The 20,209-nt window shown below is 45.1% G+C and carries 16 protein-coding genes; 7 read left to right on the top strand and 9 right to left on the bottom strand.

All coding sequences use genetic code 11. The features are described from left to right. Positions 1–10: 10 nt before the first annotated feature. From MHB54_RS23100 to MHB54_RS23085, 4 genes are all read right to left on the bottom strand, one after another. Positions 11–310, bottom strand: coding sequence for a PTS sugar transporter subunit IIB (locus tag MHB54_RS23100; protein WP_023989371.1), 300 nt, complete (start codon positions 308–310; stop codon positions 11–13). Beyond that, complete coding sequence (locus MHB54_RS23095) at positions 307–666, bottom strand: PTS lactose/cellobiose transporter subunit IIA (RefSeq protein WP_023989372.1); 360 nt, start codon at positions 664–666, stop codon at positions 307–309. Before MHB54_RS23095 ends, MHB54_RS23100 begins: the two co-directional genes overlap by 4 nt. A 178-nt stretch (positions 667–844) precedes the next feature. Next, positions 845–2,794: a BglG family transcription antiterminator gene (locus MHB54_RS23090; RefSeq protein WP_209942808.1), complete on the bottom strand. Its 1,950-nt coding sequence runs from the start codon at positions 2,792–2,794 to the stop codon at positions 845–847. 42 nt (positions 2,795–2,836) lie between these two features. Then, positions 2,837–3,907, bottom strand: a complete 1,071-nt coding sequence (locus MHB54_RS23085) for a LacI family DNA-binding transcriptional regulator (protein ID WP_023989374.1) — start codon at positions 3,905–3,907, stop codon at positions 2,837–2,839. A 310-nt stretch (positions 3,908–4,217) separates the two neighbouring features. Between MHB54_RS23085 and MHB54_RS23080 the strand changes: the two genes are divergently transcribed. The 4 genes from MHB54_RS23080 to glpK are packed head-to-tail and all read left to right on the top strand — an operon-like array spanning position 4,218 to position 9,049. Then, entirely contained in the window at positions 4,218–5,681 is a 1,464-nt protein-coding gene (locus MHB54_RS23080; RefSeq protein ID WP_023989375.1) for an L-fucose/L-arabinose isomerase family protein, read from the top strand. A 54-nt stretch (positions 5,682–5,735) separates the two neighbouring features. Then, the gene (locus tag MHB54_RS23075; RefSeq protein WP_023989376.1) at positions 5,736–6,581 is read left to right on the top strand and encodes a transketolase; all 846 of its coding nucleotides are present in this window, start codon (positions 5,736–5,738) and stop codon (positions 6,579–6,581) included. Positions 6,582–6,583: 2 nt separating this feature from the next. Further along, positions 6,584–7,519, top strand: a complete 936-nt coding sequence (locus MHB54_RS23070; protein ID WP_264453586.1) for a transketolase family protein — start codon at positions 6,584–6,586, stop codon at positions 7,517–7,519. Positions 7,520–7,531: 12 nt separating this feature from the next. Then, on the top strand, positions 7,532–9,049 hold the full coding sequence (gene glpK / locus MHB54_RS23065; RefSeq protein WP_264453585.1) for a glycerol kinase GlpK: 1,518 nt from the start codon (positions 7,532–7,534) through the stop codon (positions 9,047–9,049). A gap of 86 nt (positions 9,050–9,135) precedes the next feature. On the opposite strand, the gene MHB54_RS23060 is transcribed toward glpK, so the two are convergent. Beyond that, entirely contained in the window at positions 9,136–10,014 is an 879-nt protein-coding gene (locus tag MHB54_RS23060) for a LysR family transcriptional regulator (protein WP_068941452.1), read from the bottom strand. Between the two features lie 91 nt (positions 10,015–10,105). On the opposite strand from MHB54_RS23060, the gene MHB54_RS23055 reads away from it, so the two are divergent. Beyond that, on the top strand, positions 10,106–10,360 hold the full coding sequence (locus tag MHB54_RS23055) for an MFS transporter (RefSeq protein WP_068941449.1): 255 nt from the start codon (positions 10,106–10,108) through the stop codon (positions 10,358–10,360). Positions 10,361–10,370: 10 nt separating this feature from the next. Next, positions 10,371–10,553 (top strand): hypothetical protein, encoded by a 183-nt coding sequence (locus tag MHB54_RS23050; RefSeq protein ID WP_175405281.1) that lies wholly within the window; start codon positions 10,371–10,373, stop codon positions 10,551–10,553. Positions 10,554–10,721: 168 nt separating this feature from the next. On the opposite strand, the gene MHB54_RS23045 is transcribed toward MHB54_RS23050, so the two are convergent. Beyond that, a complete protein-coding gene (locus MHB54_RS23045; RefSeq protein WP_081326415.1) occupies positions 10,722–12,782 on the bottom strand; it encodes a glycosyl hydrolase 115 family protein in 2,061 nt (686 codons plus the stop codon). Positions 12,783–13,039: 257 nt separating this feature from the next. Between MHB54_RS23045 and MHB54_RS23040 the strand changes: the two genes are divergently transcribed. Then, positions 13,040–14,983 carry a serine hydrolase domain-containing protein gene (locus tag MHB54_RS23040; RefSeq protein WP_264453584.1) on the top strand — a complete coding sequence of 648 codons (1,944 nt, stop codon included), beginning with the start codon at positions 13,040–13,042 and terminating at the stop codon, positions 14,981–14,983. A gap of 185 nt (positions 14,984–15,168) precedes the next feature. Here the strand turns inward: MHB54_RS23040 and aspS are convergent, their stop codons facing one another. The 3 genes from aspS to MHB54_RS23025 form a co-directional block, all read right to left on the bottom strand. Beyond that, a complete protein-coding gene (aspS, locus tag MHB54_RS23035; protein ID WP_264453583.1) occupies positions 15,169–16,938 on the bottom strand; it encodes an aspartate--tRNA ligase in 1,770 nt (589 codons plus the stop codon). Between the two features lie 64 nt (positions 16,939–17,002). Beyond that, positions 17,003–19,276, bottom strand: coding sequence for an ACP S-malonyltransferase (gene fabD, locus MHB54_RS23030; RefSeq protein WP_264453582.1), 2,274 nt, complete (start codon positions 19,274–19,276; stop codon positions 17,003–17,005). Positions 19,277–19,307: 31 nt separating this feature from the next. Continuing rightward, positions 19,308–20,207: an acyltransferase domain-containing protein gene (locus tag MHB54_RS23025; protein WP_340982144.1), complete on the bottom strand. Its 900-nt coding sequence runs from the start codon at positions 20,205–20,207 to the stop codon at positions 19,308–19,310. Positions 20,208–20,209 lie beyond the last annotated feature (2 nt).

The following is a 20,209-nucleotide window of genomic DNA, read 5'->3' as shown; positions in this document are numbered from 1 at the left end:
GTACAGACGATTATAGATTTAAGGCTTCGGCAAGTACTTTTTCACCATTCATCATGCCATAATCCATTCTGTCGATTACGCTTACCTTGATGCCTTTAGGCTCGTATTTGGTTTTAAAATCGTCTTCCAAGTAGCCAACCTGCGGTCCTATCAGCAATACGTCCGTTTTGTCCGCATACTCTTTAAAAGAGCTTTCGGAAGTAGCTCTGATTTCAACCTCAACATTTTGAGCCTGTGCAGCCTTCTGCATCTTTTGTACCAACATACTTGTAGACATTCCTGCTGCGCATACAAGCGTAATTTGTTTCATTGGTTATTCCTCCCCGATAATGGTGTGATGGATACTGTTGCTTCGTAACGGTTCAATCTGCTGTAAAGTTCCACGATATGTCTCGCCAGATCCTTGGTCGTAATGGCAGACATGAGATGGTCTTGTGCATGCACCATTAGCAGTGTCACTTCATGAGCTGTCCCACCCGCTTCCTGCTGGATCAGTCGCGTCTGCGATTTATGCGCTTGGACCAGCTCGTTCTTGCATTCTTCAAGACATTCTGCTGCCTGCTCCGCATTACCCTTCTCGGCAAAGCTGATAGCTTCCATAGCTTTACTCTTCGCAATACCCGAATTTGTTATAAGTCCCATTATGATTTCCTGATACTCGTCCATTGAATTCACCTCATGCATTTCATCTCTTTAGCTTACAGATTCAGTGTATACGATTCTTGCCGACTTCTAAACGCAACCCTTTTCCACTAGAAGCGGAAATGCTTACAATGGAAAAAAATAGAGAAGCTCTGCACGATGCTTGTTCAAAATCCAAGCAGATGTCGTGCAGAGCTTTATTTTAATACAGTTTATGTTTGACAATAATTTGAGCAAAATCCCCGTAGGTTTTGCATTCCAGCATTTGCTGGATAATATCCGAGTCGTCGAGTAGTCCCATCAGATGCTTATACATTTTCGCCGGAGGCTCGTCGCCGTTTTTGTTAATACTGAGCAGGCAGACGAACTGCACGGGCTTGCCGGACCAATCTATGGGAGATTTCAGTGTACAGACCGCCCATACCGTCCGGTTGCTTTGCGGAATAATAGGATGAGGAATGGCTATCAGATTTCCGTAAGCCGTAGGAGCAGCATTTTCCCTTTCCATCACCAATCCGATGAATCCCTCGGAAGAGCGGATCAATCCGGAAGTATGCATTCTTTCTCCCAAAAAAGTAATAACCTCTTCTTTTGTAGTAAAGTTATGTCTCAGAAATACAAGCTCTTCCATAATGTAGCGGAAAGTAAATTCGTTTTCATCCGTCAGCAGCTCTTCAATCTTATCGATGTCACCGCCGCCAAGCAGAGTCTGAACCACCACGACCGGAACGGATAATGTCTGCGGGATTGGAACTGTGCTTACCACAAAATCAATGCCATGCAAAGGAACCTGCTGCAACTTGTAATACTCGGTCGTGCCAGCAACCTCAAGCCTTTCACCGAACTTGCTACGTAGCTTGTAATACAGCAAGCGGGCACTTCCAACACCCGAAGTGCATACGACAAGGCAGCGTTTAGGTCTGTTGTTCATCTGCTGCCTTTCCATGGCGGCCCCGATATGAATCGCCAAATAACCCATTTCTGTCTCTGGTATGGTCAAATTCAGTTTGCTCTCGATTAACTTGGCACCTATGACCCCCGCCTGAAAAGCCAAAGGATAATTATTCTTCACATGATCCAGCATCGGATTACGGATATTCATCCTATATTTTACGCGGTTTAGCGCCGATTTCAGATGAAGACATATGCCCATTAACAGTTCTTGATCCCGGCTGATATTCAGGTTAAAGCCCCTGTCAATTTCAGCCAGCATTTCTCTGCCAAGCTCATAAATTCCCCGATCCAAGAGCTTCTGAGGCCCTGTCTCTTCTGTCTGTTGCTCCGTAACTCCCTCAAACCACTTGTTCCCGGCCAGATGCATGGCGATATAAGCAACCTCATCCTCCGGAAAGGTCAAATCCATTTGCTTTTCAATGTGGCTAACAATATGTTCAGCGGCTCGAAATTCCTCGGTAGCCCGAAAATCTTCCCTTTCATCGGAAAGCATCGCGACCCTGTTCCCATCGCGAATACGCTTGCAAGCTATAGCGATATGAATGGACAGGTTGTTGAAGGCAACATCCGACAAAGTGACCCCGTGGTTCTGGATTTGCTCCAGAATAATACCTCGAATGAGTGTCATTTCCCAAGGGGTAACCATTCTCGATGCGGCCTCCACGCCCCCAGTCCTTTCTTCTTCAGAACGGTTGACGATGAATTCAGACATGCAGAAACGTAAGCGAACCTCGTCGCCCCTCAGCTTGACACCGTAATTCGGGCGCTTATCAATGCCGATTCCGTAAGCCTGTAGCATATGCTTAACCTCTTTGAAATCATTTTGTACGGTGGATTTGCTAATGTATAACTCATCCGCCAACTCTTCGAGCTTCAAATAATTTTCTGTAAGCAGGAGGCGCGAGATTAAATAACGCTGTCGGTATTCAGGAGAATTGGGATCATCCGGTTCGTTATACAGGAACAAATGCTGTAGGAGCGTACGAAAGCTGCGGTCGTCCGTGATTTTCAGTTCATACCCCCTTGAACGAACAGGCTGAATCGATGCTCCATGCTTGGCCAGAAATTCATCCAGTTCTCTGATATCGCTACGTACGGTACGTGAAGTAACCTGGATCAACTTTGCCAGATGCTCGCTGTTGACAGGAGTGTCCGCAGCCAGCAAATGCTGTAGAATCGAAACCATTCGCGTATTCATTCAAGGTGACCCCCCGTTCTTTTGTCAAAATCTATCCTCTACTCAGGCCTGCTCGGTTAGCTCGCCTTTAGGTACGAAAGTGGCAGGAGCAGCACAGGAATTGCGCTCTACAAATTTCGTATCCACTGTGATTTTTGCTGTAACCTGCGTTCCCTGCTCAATAGTATCGGTCAGGAGATCGACAGCCAGAACGGCCATTCTTTCTTTTTCTACATGAATGGTCGTTAGCTCCGGCGTAACAATGACCGATTCCGTAATGTTGTCAAAGCCGATAATTGAAGTATCCTGCGGCACCCGGATGCCAAGCTCGCTCATGGTCTTCATAGCGCTGATAGCAATATAGTCGCATTCGCAGAACCAGGCCGTCGGCAAAGTTTTCCCGCTCTCCAGATAAACGGTTAACTGCCGATTCAGATCCTCCTGCGAAGTAAGAATGGTTGGCGCTACAGCCAGCATTTGTGCCTCCGGAATCTTCAGCCCCCGTTCCATGAGTGCCGCCAAAAATCCGCGTTTACGTTCCTCAAAATTATGAATTCGTACATTTGAAGCAATATAACCGATTGAGGTATGACCCATGTCGCATAAATAAGCTCCTGCCTGATAAGCACCCATAACATTATTAATCTGGATAAATTGTACGGGAAGCGTATCAAAGCAGGTATCCAGCACAATCAGATTCGGCAGCTTGCCATGAATATCACTGATCTGCTCACGGGTCAGATTGGTTCCCAGAACAATGGTGCCTGCACTGCGTTTCTCCTCTGCAACCATCTGGATATCCCTCTGGAAAAATTCTACGTCGACCGTCGAGAAGATCAACGAATACCCTTTTTGTCGGCAACGTTCCTCAATAAACTGGATTAATTCTTTAAAAAATGGCTGTTGATAGTATTCCTCAAGGACAATGCCCGAATTTGTACACACGAGAAAAAGCAAGGACTTATCACTTCTTGAAGCCGTTATCGTCTTGCTTTTGGGACTGTATCCTGCCTCGTGGGCTACCTGGAGAATACGTTCACGCGTATCCGGGCCAATACCCGGCTTGCCGCTGAAGGCCAGTGAAACAGCTGATTTGGATACGTTGGCCAACTTGGCAATGTCTTCCATTTTCATGCCCTAATTCTCCATTCTAAATAAGATGAACACAGCAGTGAAGTGAATAAATGAAGTTTACACCGATTTGAGATGCGATGCAATAATTAGCTGAATTTATTTATATTTGTTTAGTTATTTTTTAGTTTTTATAACTAAATATCACTAAATAATTAATTGACACCGTTTTAATTCGATGTTACTATGGCCTCGACATAGAAATAGTCATTGAATTTAGTTTTTACAACTAAACTAATTTGGTTTTGTTTAGTTTATTTATTCTATTTTGTTCAGCAAATGTTGTTTATTCAAGTACAGAGGAGACATGATCATGAAGAAATTAAAGTTGGGTTATGCTCCGACGCGCCGATTTACGTTCAGCGCCGACGATGCCTTTAAGTACAAAGTGGAAATTCGCAAGAAAATTGAGAGTTTTGGCATGGATATCGACATTGTAGACCTGGAGGGCCTTAATGAGGAAGGCTTGCTGTATGACGACCATATAAACGCGGATTTAATTGCAAAGCGATTCAAAGAAGAAGAAGTCGACGCTGTTTTTTTCCCACATTGCAACTTTGGTACAGAAGATACTGTAGCTCGTGTAGGCAAGGCGCTCGGCAAGCCTGTCCTGCTGTGGGGACCGCGGGATGAAGCGCCGCTTGCGGACGGCATGCGCCTTCGCGACACCCAATGCGGTATTTTCGCCACAGGTAAAGTGCTGCGAAGATTCAACGTTCCCTTCACCTATGTAACGAACAGTTGGGTGAATGATCCGGTTTTCGAAAGAGGCTTTACCAACTTTGTGGCGGCTGCCAACGTCGTGCGCCAATTCAAGAGCTTACGCATTCTCCAGATTGGCCCCCGCCCCGCTTCATTCTGGACGATGATGTGCAATGAAGGCGAACTGCTGGAACGCTTCGGCATTGAGATTCATCCCATTACCATTGTCGACATTCAGCTTAGAACCAAAAAAATCGCCTCCAGCAATAGCTCAGAGCTTCTGGAAACGATGGATTACATTAAAGAAAAACTCGATTACAGTGAAGTGACCGAAGATGATGTAAGACGGATAGCCGCTTTAAAGGTCGCCATGAAATCCTTCGCCCGTGAGACGGGAAGCAGCGCTATCGCAATTCAGTGCTGGTCCTCTTTGCAGGATGCCATATCTATTATGCCGTGTCTGGCCAATGCAATCCTGACTGACGAACAAATTCCGGTTACTTGTGAAACAGATATCCATGGAGCCATTACTTCCATTATGGTGCAGGCTGCCTCCATGAACACATTGCCAACCTTCTTCGCAGATATTACTGTTCGACATCCTGAGAATGATAACGGCGAACTTCTCTTCCACTGTGGCAATTTCCCGGTCTCGCTCTCCGTAGAGAACAAACCGAAGTTACGCAAACATTTTCTCTTCGACGACCATTCTCCCGGAACTCATGAAGGCGAAATCCGCGGTGGCGGTATGACCATTGCCCGATTTGACGGCGACCACGGTGAGTACTCCATGTTCCTCGGGCGTGCCCGGGGTATTGAAGGTCCTTATACCCGCGGCTCCTACGTATGGGTGGAAGTAAACGATTGGCCGCTGTGGGAGGAAAAACTCGTAAAAGGGCCTTACGTCCATCATTCCGTAGGTATCCACGCCAATGTGATCCCGGCCATTTATGAGGCCTGCAATTATATACCCGGCCTGACGCCTGATCCGGTCGATCCCACGGAACAGGAAATTCAAAGCTGGCTTAGAGGATCCGATCTCGCCCGTAATAAGCGCCCGAACCTTCACGTTTGAGACGTCTAAAGCGACAAAGCCCATCCCTATAATACCTATCTTGAGGAGGACATTATGGAAATCCAGGAACTGAAAGTAAAAGCCGCACAAATCCGCATGGACCTGCTAACCATCATTCACCGCGCCAAAACGGGACATACGGGGGGATCGCTGAGCAATACAGACATTTTAACGGCTTTATATTATGAAATCATGAACGTTGACCCTGCTAATCCAAAATGGGATGACCGTGATCGCTTTATCGCCAGCAAAGGGCATTCCGTAGAATCTCTATGGTGTATTCTGGCCGACCGGGGCTTTTTCCCAAAAGAAGAGCTGGAGACCTATAGCCAGTTCGGCACCCGACTCATTGGCCACCCGAACAACAAGGTTCCAGGGATTGAAATGAACACCGGGGCCCTCGGCCACGGCCTGCCCATTTCCGTAGGCATGGCACTAGCTGCCAAGCGGGATGACCGTCCTTACCGTGTATTTTGTTTAATGGGAGACGGCGAACAGGCCGAAGGCTCCAACTGGGAAGCCGCTATGGCAGGCTCTCATTATAAGCTGGATAACCTGATCGGCATTATCGACCGCAACCGACTCCAGATCAGCGGTGCTACCGAAGAAGTCATGGGACTGGAGCCGCTGGAAGAGAAGTGGACTGCCTTCGGCTGGAACGTCGTCTCTATCAACGGCAACAATATGGAAGAATTGCTTAAGGCATTCAGGTCCGCCCCTGAAGTAGCCGGAAAGCCAACGTTAATTATGGCCAATACCACCAAGGGCAAAGGCGTATCGTTCGCCGAAAATGTCCCGGCATGGCATCACCATGTGCCTAATGATAAAGAGTTGGAGCTGGCTCTCACAGAGCTAAAGGCAACGATCGAAGAATTGACGCAGAAAGGGCAGGTGCATTAAGCATGAATAAAATTCCTAATCGCCAAGTAATCTGTGACACACTGCTGGAGTTGGCCAAAGACGACCGTGATATCATGGTACTGGCCAGCGATTCGCGCGGTTCTGCTGCAATGGCTCCCTTTGCCAATACGTTCCCGCAGCAGTTCGTCGAGGTCGGCATTGCCGAACAGAATATCGTAGGCATGTCTGCAGGCCTGGCCCACAGCGGCAAAAAACCGTTTGTGACTTCACCAGCCTGCTTCCTCAGTATGCGCAGTATTGAACAAGTCAAAGTTGACGTTGCTTATTCGCGGACAAATGTGAAGCTCATCGGCATTAGCGGAGGCGTCAGCTACGGGGCGCTTGGCATGTCACACCACTCCGTGCAAGATATCGCAGTAGCTCGGGCAATTCCGGGACTGGCGATTGTCCTGCCTGCTGATCGTCACGAAACGAAGAAACTGACCGAAGCGCTTGTAAAATATGACGGCGGCGTATACGTGCGAATCGGGCGTAATCCCGTTGAGGACGTTTACGAAACCGATGATTACCCATTCGAAATAGGCAAAGCTATAACTGTGAGAGAAGGCAACGACGTTACAATTATTGGTGTCGGTGAAACCGTGCGAATCGCACTCGATGCCGCCAAGGCACTCAACGACGAAGGCATATCCGCCCGGGTAATCAACATGCATACAATCAAGCCGCTGGATGAAGAGGCGATCATTACCGCTGCACGTGAAACTGGACGCATCATTACCGTTGAGGAACATAGCATTTACGGCGGTCTCGGCGCAGCCGTGGCAGAAGTTGTTGTGCAGAATCACCCGGTTCCTATGAGAATGCTCGGCATCCCGGATGAGCCGGCGATTGCCGGTAAATCGGCGGAAGTTTTCCACCACTACGGCATTACGGGTGACAATATCAAACAAATTGCATTCGAATTGATTAATAAGTAGAGGGCGAAGCATATGGAGCACAATCAACAATATATATTGGCCATCGACCAGAGTACTTCAGGCACCAAAGCACTCCTTGTAGACCATCAGGGTACAGTAATCGCCCGCAGCGGGATGGAGCATAGGCAATATTACCCCCATCCCGGCTGGGTAGAGCATGATCCGCTCGAAATTTATGAAAATGTCAAAATAACGGCCCGCAGCGTATTGGAGCAAGCCTGCGTCCACCCGTCCGCACTAGCTGCGCTGACAATCACCAATCAACGCGAAACGGCATTGGTGTGGGATAAGAGGACTGGTCAGCCAATATATAATGCTGTTGTCTGGCAATGCCAACGTACGGCGGACCTGTGCGCCGAGCTGAAGCAAGCTGGCCACGAAAGAACCATCCACGCCAAAACAGGGCTTATGCTTGACCCTTATTTCTCCGCTGCCAAGTTCAAATGGATCATTGAACATACGGAAGGAGCTGCCAACCTGCTGGCTGAAGGGAGGCTACTTGCAGGGAACATGGACAGTTGGCTGGTCTGGAAGCTTACCGGCGGTAAAAACCATGCAACCGACTTTACAAATGCCAGCCGTACATCGCTGTTCAATATCCACACGTTGGAGTGGGATGAAGAGCTTGCCCAGCTGTTCTCCGTTCCTTCTTCCCTGCTGCCTGAGGTTAAACCATCCGACGCTATTTTCGGATATACGGCAGATTGCGACCTTTTCAATGAGAAAATACCGATTTCGGGCGTCATTGGGGATTCACAAGGGGCATTGTATGGGCATCTGTGTTTCAAGCCCGGAACAGCCAAAGCAACCTTTGGCACGGGTACCTCTGTATTAATGAACGTAGGGAATCATCCGGTGGATGGCGGTGACGGACTTGTAACCGCTATCGCCTGGGGGGCCGGCGGAACTGTTACGTATGCGCTTGAAGCCATCATCCGGACAACAGGCGACAGCATCAAATGGACGCAGGACAACTTAGGACTGTTCTCTACCTTTGAGGAAATGCAGCGCTTAGTCGAAAGCGTTCCTGCAAACGATGGCGTCTATCTTGTGCCTGCCTTTGTCGGAATGGGCGCTCCCTATTGGAATCCCTACGCCCGGGCAGCAATTATCGGTATGAACCGTGGAACTGGCAAAGGACACATCGTCCGGGCTGCGCTGGAGAGCATCGCTTACCAAGTACGGGACGCTATAGAGTTTATTCAGGAACAGTCCGGGATTGAGTTGGTCGGCCTGCGCACGGACGGCGGGGCTTCCTCCAACACTTGGCTGATGCAATTTCAGGCCGATATTCTGGGCAACATTGTGACCCGATCCACATGTGCCGAGCTGTCGGCCATGGGTTCGGTCTATCTCGGTGGGCTCGGCACAGGCTTTTGGTCCGATCCAGAGCAAATCGCTTCCAATCTTAAAATGTATGAAGCATACGAACCAAAGATGGATGAGGCTACCAGAGAGAAATATTATACTGGCTGGCAGCGGGCTGTTCAGTCTGTATTGCAACAACAGCATGAATCTCCCGTTTTATAAATAATCTCTGTACTCCATTCCTCATATCTCCCCAATACAAACCAAACAAAAAGGGCCCTTGCTTTTACAAAGGCCCTTTTATTAAGTTACTCACTCGAACGATATAACTGACCCAACGCTTTTACAAACTCACGGGCTGCCGGGGTCGCTTCATCAAAAGAATGCGCGATAATTCCGATATCCCGCGAAATTTGGGGAATGATCTCTTTAACGATTAGTGTATGGGACACCGAGGAAAGCGTAAACTTCGATATAATGCCAATGCCCAACTTTTTTTGGACCATATGGACTAAGGTTTCAGCCGTTTGGACCGTGAGACTCTCCTGGAAAGGAATTTGCTGCTCATGCAAGGTGTTTAATACAGCAGATTCATGTCCTCCTTTACAGAAGATAAGGTCGTTCCTGTTCTGTTCCAGAGAAACCTCATGTTCTGCTTGCAATGGATGATTCTCCGGCATGATAGCAACCATGGAATCGTGTTCAAGAATATGGACGTCATAATGATCGAAAGGAGAAGCTACTATTCCAATTTCAACAGTGCGATCCTCCACCCATTGTTTAATTTGATTCGAGTTTCCTTCCATCAGTTCAATGGTGACATCGGGGTATTGGGAGCGGAATAAGCAGATCGCTTCTGGAAGCAAGTTCGTAGAGGCTGCCGGGAAGGAGCCTATTTTTACTTTACCGCGTAAAAGCTTATTCTCCTGACACGCAAGCTGAACCATTTTATCTTCGATTTCCTTCATTTGTCTGGCCAGACTCAGCATTTCTTTTCCCACTTCGGTCAGTACGAGTCCATTCTGCTTGTCGCGAATAAACAATTTCACCTGCAAAGTATTTTCAAATTGGATCAAAGCCTTGCTAACCGCAGGCTGGGAAATAAACAGCGCTTTGGAAGCCTCCGTCATATTCATTTTCTCCGCAACCTTCATAAACACTTCAAGATGATTCATATTCACAGACATACACCCGTTATAACCATGCGGTTATTCCCTCCATGAAATAATAGTATTTCAGTTATATCAAAATATACCTTTAACTGTCGTTTTAATTTGGGTGCTAGCGCATAATATTCTTTACACCTATATCGCTCCCTATCTAAATCAAGCTGGACTGGCTTCCCAAACAGATGTGGTGCTGCTTATTTTTGGAATAACTTCGGTTGCCGGAATCGGGTTGATCGGTGTATTCATTGACCGCTGGCTGCGTCTACTGGTACTTGTGAGTACCTTCGGCTTCGCTATCGCATCTTTGGCGCTGGGAATCGGAAGTCACCAACCTGCTGTTGTCTATTTAACTGTTGCCTTGTGAGAGCGCAGATGTGGCACAGTCTATGCTTGTAACCGCTTGGAATTTGGCCATTGGTGGAGGCGGTTTGCTTGGCGGAATTCTTCTGGAGACACTTGGAAGCAGCTCTTTCCCGTGGGCGTTACTGATTCTTATGCTACTTGCCTTCATAGTTTCGTGGCGTGCTAAGAATCACGAGTTCTCCCCCAAGAAATAGACCTATTGCCCTATAAAAACATTGACGGTTAGATGGCTGAGAATCACATCCACACTTGGCAAGAAGCTCAACGAATATGTAGATCAGGTTATAAAGAACCTTCCTGTCCATCTAACTTCATGGATTGGAAGGTTCTTTATCAGAAGTCATACAAGTTCTAAGATCCTTTTAATATAATACCTTCTCCAGACAGCGTGCCAACTCATCATCGGGAAGGGGCTTGCGATGCGTATTCTCCAGGTAGATATATTTCTCTGTTTCTGGCATTAAATATTGTTTGGACCACAGGAACATATCCGGACTGTCTCCCTGAAGACGAAGAAATCTCCGCACAGTGTCCGCATGAGAAATAGTGTTATCTAGATTGGTTAACCAATCTGCCCGGTAGAAATGCTCCCATCTTCCAGTTCCTGCGAGCGACAACGCTTCTTTACCCATCCGGTAGCTCCAAACGGCATGAGAAGCTTGTATAAATGCTCTTGGGTAATCTTTTTCAAGGAACAGCCCATAAGCGCTACATAAGCTTGCCAGTCCACGTGAACCACTCAGATGCAGTTCAATCTGCACAAGCAGTTGATTATACAGCCTGCGACATTCATCTTCAGACAACTGCTTCATTATTCGTAGACACCGCTCTCGTAGTTCAACCCAATCCGGGATTGCCGACTCGGCTTTTTCCTTGAACCAGCGTACCTGTTCAGGAAAAGGCCTTTCTCCAGTAGCCCAGTACAGCCGTTCATCACTGCTTTCTTTGCCTTGTAGCCAATACCCCATAATTTGCCGAGCCGGATGGTGATAGAATTCCTCCCCTGCTCGATCATCCTTATGCGGGCCATAAACGATAGTGCAACGGGAATAATCCCGGTATAATTGGGAAATCTCTTGAAGCTGACTACTGTACAGCCGCCCGATAAAATCAGTAAGCTGCTCTTCGGTATCCACGTTACCCTTCGTCCATAAATTTGCTACTAAATCCAGCGTATATACATGTGGCAAAATATTTCCTGAATTGACCAGCAGGTACTCGTCCGCCCCTGTAGTAAACGCTGCTGTCAATTCCTCTACAATCAAGCTGGCTGAGGAAGGAAATTGGGTAAGATGGTTCGACGCTTGCAAGTCGTGGAAGGTCACATGGTAATATACTCCATTCTTACCCCCATCCAGCGCCTCGGGCAATGCTGGTACACGATAATTGAGATTCCCATGGCGCCGAGATACCATTTTACCGTAACCATTGTCTGCCCATATTTTGATCACCCCTTCGGGTACTTCAATATGCCCCTGCTTGTATAACTCGGCAATCTCACCATACATCGCCATACAGCACACGGGCTGCTCCACAAATTCACAGATCATATTGTACTGCTTGCGAACCACATACGATATTAATTGTCCGCGTTTGTCCGGCGTATTAAAGGAAGGATCATCTTCCCAAAAAGGCTTGTCACCCTGCCCGCGAAAAGACAATACCCATACAATTTTCTCTTCCTTCTGCCGTTCAATCGCTTCCTGCCACAGCTGTTCAAACAACTCGGGATGCTCTCTGTAGCTAGCTTGTTTACCCGGAAAGGCGCGCAAAAACATTTCCGCCCCCAACGGCTCGGCATGATGATGTGTGATCCATAAGCCCATGTCTGCTGCAAGCTTATGATGGATACCTGTGCGTGGTAAATCGGTTCCGGGAATCACCATATTTCCACCGCACCGCAGTAACGCTTCAAAAACGGGCTGCCACACCTGCTCCGTTGGTGGATAATCTTCCTTCCAGCCAATCAAGCATACCTCATCATTGACAAACCATCCCCGATATCGGACCTTGGACGGTATACTGTCAACATTCTGACTTGGCAAAACGATGGTATCCCGCTTAGGCGGGAGAAGCTCCGCCCAGAACCAGAACGGCTCCACACCCAGAGCGAAACGGCTGTAATGAAGCAGTCCATAAATAATTCCTAATTCATCACGGCCAATAATATGGAGTACCGTTCCCTTGCTACCAGCAACAAAACGCAGACAATAGCCCTCTGGCCAATGCGGGCAGCTATCTCCTTCCTGCGCATAACGGATAATGATCGAGGGCTCTACTTCTGTTTGCAATGGCTTGCGGCCAAACACTTGCTTATGATCTCGCGCAATCATGTTCCAAGCGTGGGCAATGGGCACACTTTCATCGGTTTGAAGATTGTATCCGCTTTCAGATGAAATAGTTAGAGGTTCACAAGCTTTCATTTATTGTCATCTCCTATTTTTTTCAACTATGAGGATTCTTCTTGTCTTTATTTTATAGGTTGGCAACATACATATAAAGCTGTTCCAACGTAAATATAGCTTTTTTTCGGTAAATCACTTGAGAGTTGAAGCTTAATTCGAGAAAGAAAAAAGTAAGGAACAGGAGAGAAATAAGAAAGACTTGATTGCTACACTAAAAATGTTCCAAAAAACAGACTGCCCTTAAAGATTCAAGTGCAGCAAAAAGGAGACTTGATATGAAATTGAAAAAACGATTTGCCTCTTTGTTCCTGTTGGCATTGATGGCATTTATCCCGGTCCAGGCATATGCTTCTGGGTCCGTTCCAACCACGCCCTCTGGAATTCCGATTTCCGAAATCGAAAACAGAACAGATCAAATTATGAAAAAATATATAGGAACAGCGATTCCTGGTGCTGCGGTTTCCATAGTAAAGGACGGGAAAATTGTTTTTTCAAAAGGTTACGGATACTCAAACATCGAGAAAAAAACACCCATGAGTACGGAAACAACCTATATGGAGGCCGGTTCAGTATCGAAATTGTTCACCTGGACGGCAGTAATGCAACTGGTTGAGCAGGAAAAGCTGGATTTGAATACGGACATCCGCACATACTTGCCTGACGGCTTTCTCAAGCTTTCTTTTGATAAGCCTATTACCCTGAAATCACTGATGAGCCACACGGCAGGTTTTGAGGAGCACCTGGAAAAACTTTTGGTTCATGATCCTGCTGATCTTAGGTCTCTCAAGGAGCATATCGCACCCAGAAATCAGCCTGAACAGATTTATGAGCCTGGAACAGTGATTGCTTATTCCAACTATGGGACCAACCTGGCCGGTTATATTATAGAACGTGTATCCGGAATGCCTTTTGAAACCTATATTCAGAAACATATATTTGAGCCTCTAGACATGAAACATTCTTACTTTACACAACGATATGATCTTATCCCGGAGGTTATCGAACATAAAGCAACAGGCTACTCCAAGAAGGATGGAAACTGGGTGGCAAAGCCCAATGTTTTCTTTAATGATGTGCCGGCGGGTGCGTTAAACATTACTTCGGAGGACATGGCTCATTTTATGCTTGCTCATCTGAACATGGAGCATTCCTTAAAATATTCGCTATTCAACAAGAATGAAACCCTGCGAGAAATGCATGAGGCTTCATATACCCACTATCCCGAGCTTCCGGGGAATGCCCATGGCTTTTGGGAACGGTTCGCGGGAGATTATCGTGTTATCGAGCACGGTGGAAATACAGATTCATTCTCCTCTCTGGTCTCTATCGTGCCGGATCAAAACTTTGGGATCAGCATCCTGACCAATGTGGAAAATGAAATGTCCGGTGCAAGAAGCGAACTCATTGACCTGTTTGTTGGGGATTCCCACGCTACTCCGCAAGCGGATAGCACGTTGAAGCATAGCGCGGATGTGGCGGGAAAATACCGTTCTGCTCGTGCAGTATCATCTGGTATATTGAAGCTTATACCCGTATTATCCAATGCGGAAGAAGTGGTCACAGCCAACGGCAATGGCGGAATCACTCTGAGTATTCCATCCATGAATATTCATGTTGATTATGTAGAAACCAAACCCTATTTTTTTGAACGTGTGACTCCTGGGAGCACTTCTTATGATTACGCGGGCTTAAACATCAGTCGTCTTTTTTTCTTAACCAATGCCGATGGTAAAGTGACGCAGTTGTCATATGGAGTGATCGATGACCAATTGCCGATCTCCTTCCTGCAAACATCCATTTTCAGTTATATTCTAGTGGGGGCATGCGGCATTTGGTTTGCGCTTGGGTTTGTTTTTGGTATTACAGGGTGGCTGCGGAAGCTCAAGGACGCAAGAAAGCAGAAGAATACTTCGCGGCTTCCCTTCCCTGACAGTGTAACCGTAATACCATTGCTGGGTCTGCTTGTGATCGTCAATCTCATTGCTTCCAGCATCCAATTGATAGGCGACCCCTTTCAGCCTATGTCCAATTTCAATTTGAATATTATCTTTTTCTGGGTACTTGGGCTTGCCTTTGTACCGGCTGCCTATCTTGCTGTAAGAAAATGCAATGTTTCCAAAACAACATTGTTAAGAAAGGTATACACCGCGACGCTGATTCTTTCGTTTCTAGCTATTTCGATTTTCCTGTATTCCTATAATTTCTACTTTTTGGCATAGCTCCACTTGATAAGCCTGCCATACCTTCTAGTATACCGATGAAGATTGTCATCGTGAACAACCCCAATCTGAGCTAAATAAAAAAACTCTCCTCTGCATCTAGCAGGGAGAGTTTTTAACACACTCAATGAGATTCAAATACGTGCCGATTTCAGCCTTTGCTTTCAGTATGTTGTTGAATCTGTTTATTCTGTTTCTGGCTGAGTATTTACCAATTTTATATGAACATCTCTCAATTGTTTCTCAGTAACCTCCGAAGGTGCTCCCATTAATAGATCCTGCGCTTTGCTATTCATTGGAAAAGCAATAACCTCTCGGATATTCGATTCATTTGCAATGATCATAACAATCCTATCAATTCCAGGTGCTATACCTGCATGAGGCGGCGGCCCAAATTGAAAAGCATTAAAGAGTGCAGGAAATTTACTCTTGATATCTCCATATGTATAACCTGCAATCTCAAAGGCTTTTACCATAATCTCCGTATCATGGTTACGGACAGCACCCGAGGACAGTTCAATCCCATTACATACAATATCATATTGGTACGCTAGGATATCAAGAGGATTCATATTCAGCAGCGCATCCATACCACCTTGTGGCATCGAAAAAGGATTATGACTAAACCCAATTTTATGAGTATCAGGATCCAATTCAAACATAGGAAAATCAACTATCCAGCAAAATTTATATATATCCTTTTCCAGCAAATCCAGTCTTTTTCCTAATTGATTTCTGACAGCACCGGCTATTTTTTCGACATTTTCAAGTTGATCAGCAGCAAAAAACAGTGCATATCCTGAACTAGCTTGCGTAACATGTATTAATTCGTTTTTCACCTCTTCAGAAATGAATTTTGCAATAGAGCCACTAAGAGACATATCATCATTGAACTTAATCCATGAGAGGCCTTTCGCTCCAGCCTCAACAGCAAAGTTTACTATATCGTCATAAAAGCTTCTTGGCTGTGCTCCACAACCAGGAACAGCAATAACTCTTATCGTTTTATTTTTAAATACTTTAAAATCAGTCTCTGTAAACAGCTCTGTAACATCATGGATAATTAATGGATTTCTTAAATCAGGTTTATCGCTCCCGTATTTGAGCATGGCTTCTTGATATGGAATCCTGGTAAAAGGCTTTGAGATTTTAAAATTTGTAAATTCAGAGAAAACTTCATATAGCATATTTTCAACTACATTAAAGACATCTTCCTGTGTTGCAAAAGCCATTTCCAAATCCAGCTGATAAAACTCGCCGGGTGATCTGTCTGCCCTTGCATCCTCATCTCTAAAGCAAGGAGCAATTTGAAAATATTTATCAAAACCCGAAACCATTAATAATTGTTTAAATTGTTGAGGTGCCTGAGGCAAGGCATAAAATTGGCCTGGATGTACTCTACTAGGAACTAGATAGTCTCTGGCGCCTTCTGGAGATGAACTTGTCAGGATAGGTGTCTGGATCTCTAAAAAATTCAAATCGATCATCTTTCTTCTGATACTTTGAATTACTTTAGAACGAAGTATAATATTATTGTGTATTTTTTCATTCCGTAGATCCAAGAAACGATACTTTAATCTTAAATCTTCCCGAGCTTCATTTGCTAAAGATACTTCAAAAGGTAATGGATTCACTACCTTCCCTAAAACTTTTATCTCATTAGCAGCTAACTCAATATGCCCGGTTTTCATAGTGGGACTAATCGTATTTTCAGATCTGTTACATACAGTACCTGTAACAGAAATGGTTGACTCTCTGGTGATCTTTGATACAAAATCTTTCAATTCGTTATTATCAGAAACAACAACCTGCGTTACTCCATAATGATCCCTAAGGTCAATAAAAATAACCCCGCCATGGTCACGCATATTTTTTATCCATCCTGCAATTCTCACTACTTCGCCGACATGTTTTTGATCCAATTCTCCACAGTTATGAGTCCTATAACTATGCATGAAAAACCCCACTTTCTTTTATCCCTATCATCTTAATGATTTCTATTTTTCTCCACACATATACTCACATTATCGTTAAAGCTTTATACCTCTCATTCAGGTATTCCGCAGTTTCAACCATTATTTTTTGTCCTATTTCATCAACATGCCTGTTCTTCCAATTCTCAAAGACTGTTCCCTTGACCCATTGGTTAAAAGCGCCAAGGGCTGGTCCGCAGTGTACTTGATAATCAACCTTACTGTGTTTGTCTCCATTCATTGCAAGTCGTCTAGAATAAGTAAAGTACCATCTAAATATCAACGCCATCTTACGTTTAGGAATTCTTTCAGCTTTTTCAATGATCTCAGCCGGGTAATAAGCTTTAATATCTTCATATACTTGTTCAATACTCTTCTTAAAATACTTTTCTTCGATATATTTTTTGGTTCCGCTATCAATTTCATCTATGGAGTTATAATTACGGTAAAGATCATATAATTTATTCGCCCTGGCCGGGAAAAAAACTCCTTTTTTCATAACCTGAATTTTTGCTCCCATTTCAAACATATCTCCTGCGGGAGCGTAGTCTGTATCCTGTATATTTAACTGCTGGAGCAAATCCTTTACATCATCACTTGTCCCTGCTTCAACCGTACATTGGTTGATTGAGCCTGTCATGATAAAATCCGCACCCAGTATAAACGCTGCCGCAGCAGCTTGTGGAGTCCCTATCCCCCCGGCTGCCCCTACCCTTATACTTTTATTGTATTTATACTTAAGTAACGCTTCATCCCTCATTTTAAGCATTAACGGAACCAGTACATATGCAACAGCATGATCAGTATGCCCGCCTGAATCAGCCTCGACACACAGATCGTCTACCATAGGAATTTCCATCGCCATCCGGGCCTCATCCCGGCTTATCCTATTTTCCTCGAGCAGTTTATTTACGATATTCTGAGGCGCAGGACTCAAGAATGCCTCCACAACCTCGGGTCTTGATACTTTCGCTATAATCCTGTTCTGCGGTGTTACGATCCCCTTTTCATTTCGTTTCAAACCCTTCAATCTGTACCTTACCAAAGAAGGCGTTATACTCATGAACGCAGAGGCTTCAATAGTTCTAACACCGTATTTTATGTACAAATCAACGATGTTATTTTCTATTTCCAGGTGATCGGGAACATGAATAAGATTCATTCCGTAGGCTTCGCCTTGGTTCAATTCTTGCTGAATATACTTTATAGCTTCCTCAAGGGCCCCAATCTTGACTCCCCCTGCCCCAAAGAATCCCATCATTCCTGCCTTACCTGCTTTTACGACCATCTCTTTTGAAGATATTCCCTTATACATCGAACCCATAAGATACGCGTATTTAAGTCCATAATATTTTTTGAATTCGCTATGACCAAGAGACTCCGCCGTAAATCGTTGGCCGGATATACTATTCTTCGACTTTACTTCCTGTACCTGCTCGCTACGTTCCTCATCCTCCCTCACAATCAGCGGTTCTGCGTCTCGTTGTATTGCGTTAACCAACCCTGTTATGACTTTTCCAGGCCCAACCTGTATGAACTGGGTTACATTTTTACCCATTAGATATCTTATACTTTCCGACCATTTGACTGGACTTACGATCTGGTTGATCAGCGTACTCCTTACATCTTGCTGCCTGTAGGGTCTGGCATAGATATTTGAAATGACTGGTATTTTCAATTTTGAGAATTCGAACTGTGACGCATAGGCCTCAAATCTCTGTCTGGCATCTTCCAAATACCTGGAGTGAAATGCTCCACTTACATTTAAAATCACATAGTTTGTGGCTCCTGCATCCTCAAAAATTGGCTGCGCCTGCTCAATCATGTCCTTCGGTCCTGAGATGACAATCTGGCTTGGCGAATTAAAATTAGCAACATCAATCTCCCTTAAATTATTTTTCTCGATAACTTCTCTAAATACTTCCTCGTTCAAGCCTATGACCGCTGCCATACCACCACCGGTAGCCTTGACCATCAGTTCTCCTCTTTTTTTAACCAGCTTCAAGCCCGTTTCAAAGTCAAATGCCTCTGCGGCAAATAAGGCATTGTATTCACCTAGGCTATGTCCTGCAACATAATCGGGTTTTCTTCCAGTCTCTTTTAATTTATTAAGATAACTCAAAGCGTTTACGACAAATAGCGCCGGTTGGGTAAAATCCGTTTGTCCTAGTTGATTGGCAGGATCTTCAAGACACAGTTTCTTAATAGAATAACCAAGAATAGCATCCGCTTTTGCAACCAATTCCTGAAATTCGTCAAATAGTCCTACTCCCATGCCTTTGGCTTGAGCCCCTTGTCCAGGGAACAGATATGCGATCATTTGTGTCCTCCTTTTTGCTAGTGAATGCATATTAGTCGAATATTTCAAATAGACGATCCAAATTTTTCATATCGTTTTGAAAAGGTGAAAGAATAGAACAAATACTTGCCATTTTCTTGCTACCAAAATTGTACTTCACAAAATTAGCAAGAGTGCCCGAGGGGCCAAGGTCAATATAGATGACCCCGTCCCCGTCTCCCAGACATTTTAAAGCGTTCCGAAAACGGATAGGTTTTCTAGTGACATCCCAAAGAAAACGGTTGTCAAGGGATGTCGCCTTTCCTCCGAACATAGATGAAACCATATTTAGAGTCGGATTCCTTAGGGTCTTAAGCTTTAAATACGCTGTATATTCCAAGGCTATAGGGTCCATTAAGGAAGAGTGAAAAGCAAACTGAACCGGTAACCTTTGACATATAATCTCATTTGCTATCAAGTAGCGTTCAATTTCTTCCAGTTCCTCACAGCTTCCAGAAATGACAAAATGCGAGTCATAGTTGATTGATGCTAACTCTGAGTTGGCATTCAATACGGATATTTGGTCATACAGACTGAGGTCGCCAATTACGGCCAGCATGCCACCCTTTGGACAGTAGGTTTCTACCACTTCTGCTTGCTTGACAAGGCATTGAAGAGTATCTTCATAACTCATACAACCAGCCGCAGCAACAGATGCAAACTCACCGAGGCTGGAACCTAAAACATAATCAGGATAAATCCCCTTTTCCAGTAATACCTGTGTGAGGGCATACTCCACCATGAAAATTGCAGGGTGAGTATATAACAGGCTATCAAACACGTCTCCCCTCCCACGGTTGTCGTCGTACAGCATTTTTAATACGGACCTGCCTGTAATATCCGTATGAATCTCATCCAGCTTGGTCATCCATTTTCGGAAAACTGGATTTAACTTATATAATTCTCTTCCCATGC

Origin of the sequence: Paenibacillus sp. FSL M7-0802, from assembly GCF_038004945.1 — a bacterium.
Classification (GTDB): domain Bacteria; phylum Bacillota; class Bacilli; order Paenibacillales; family Paenibacillaceae; genus Paenibacillus; species Paenibacillus polymyxa_B.
The sequence above is the reverse complement of the archived record's forward strand: the minus strand, read 5'-3'. Positions and strand labels throughout refer to the sequence as shown.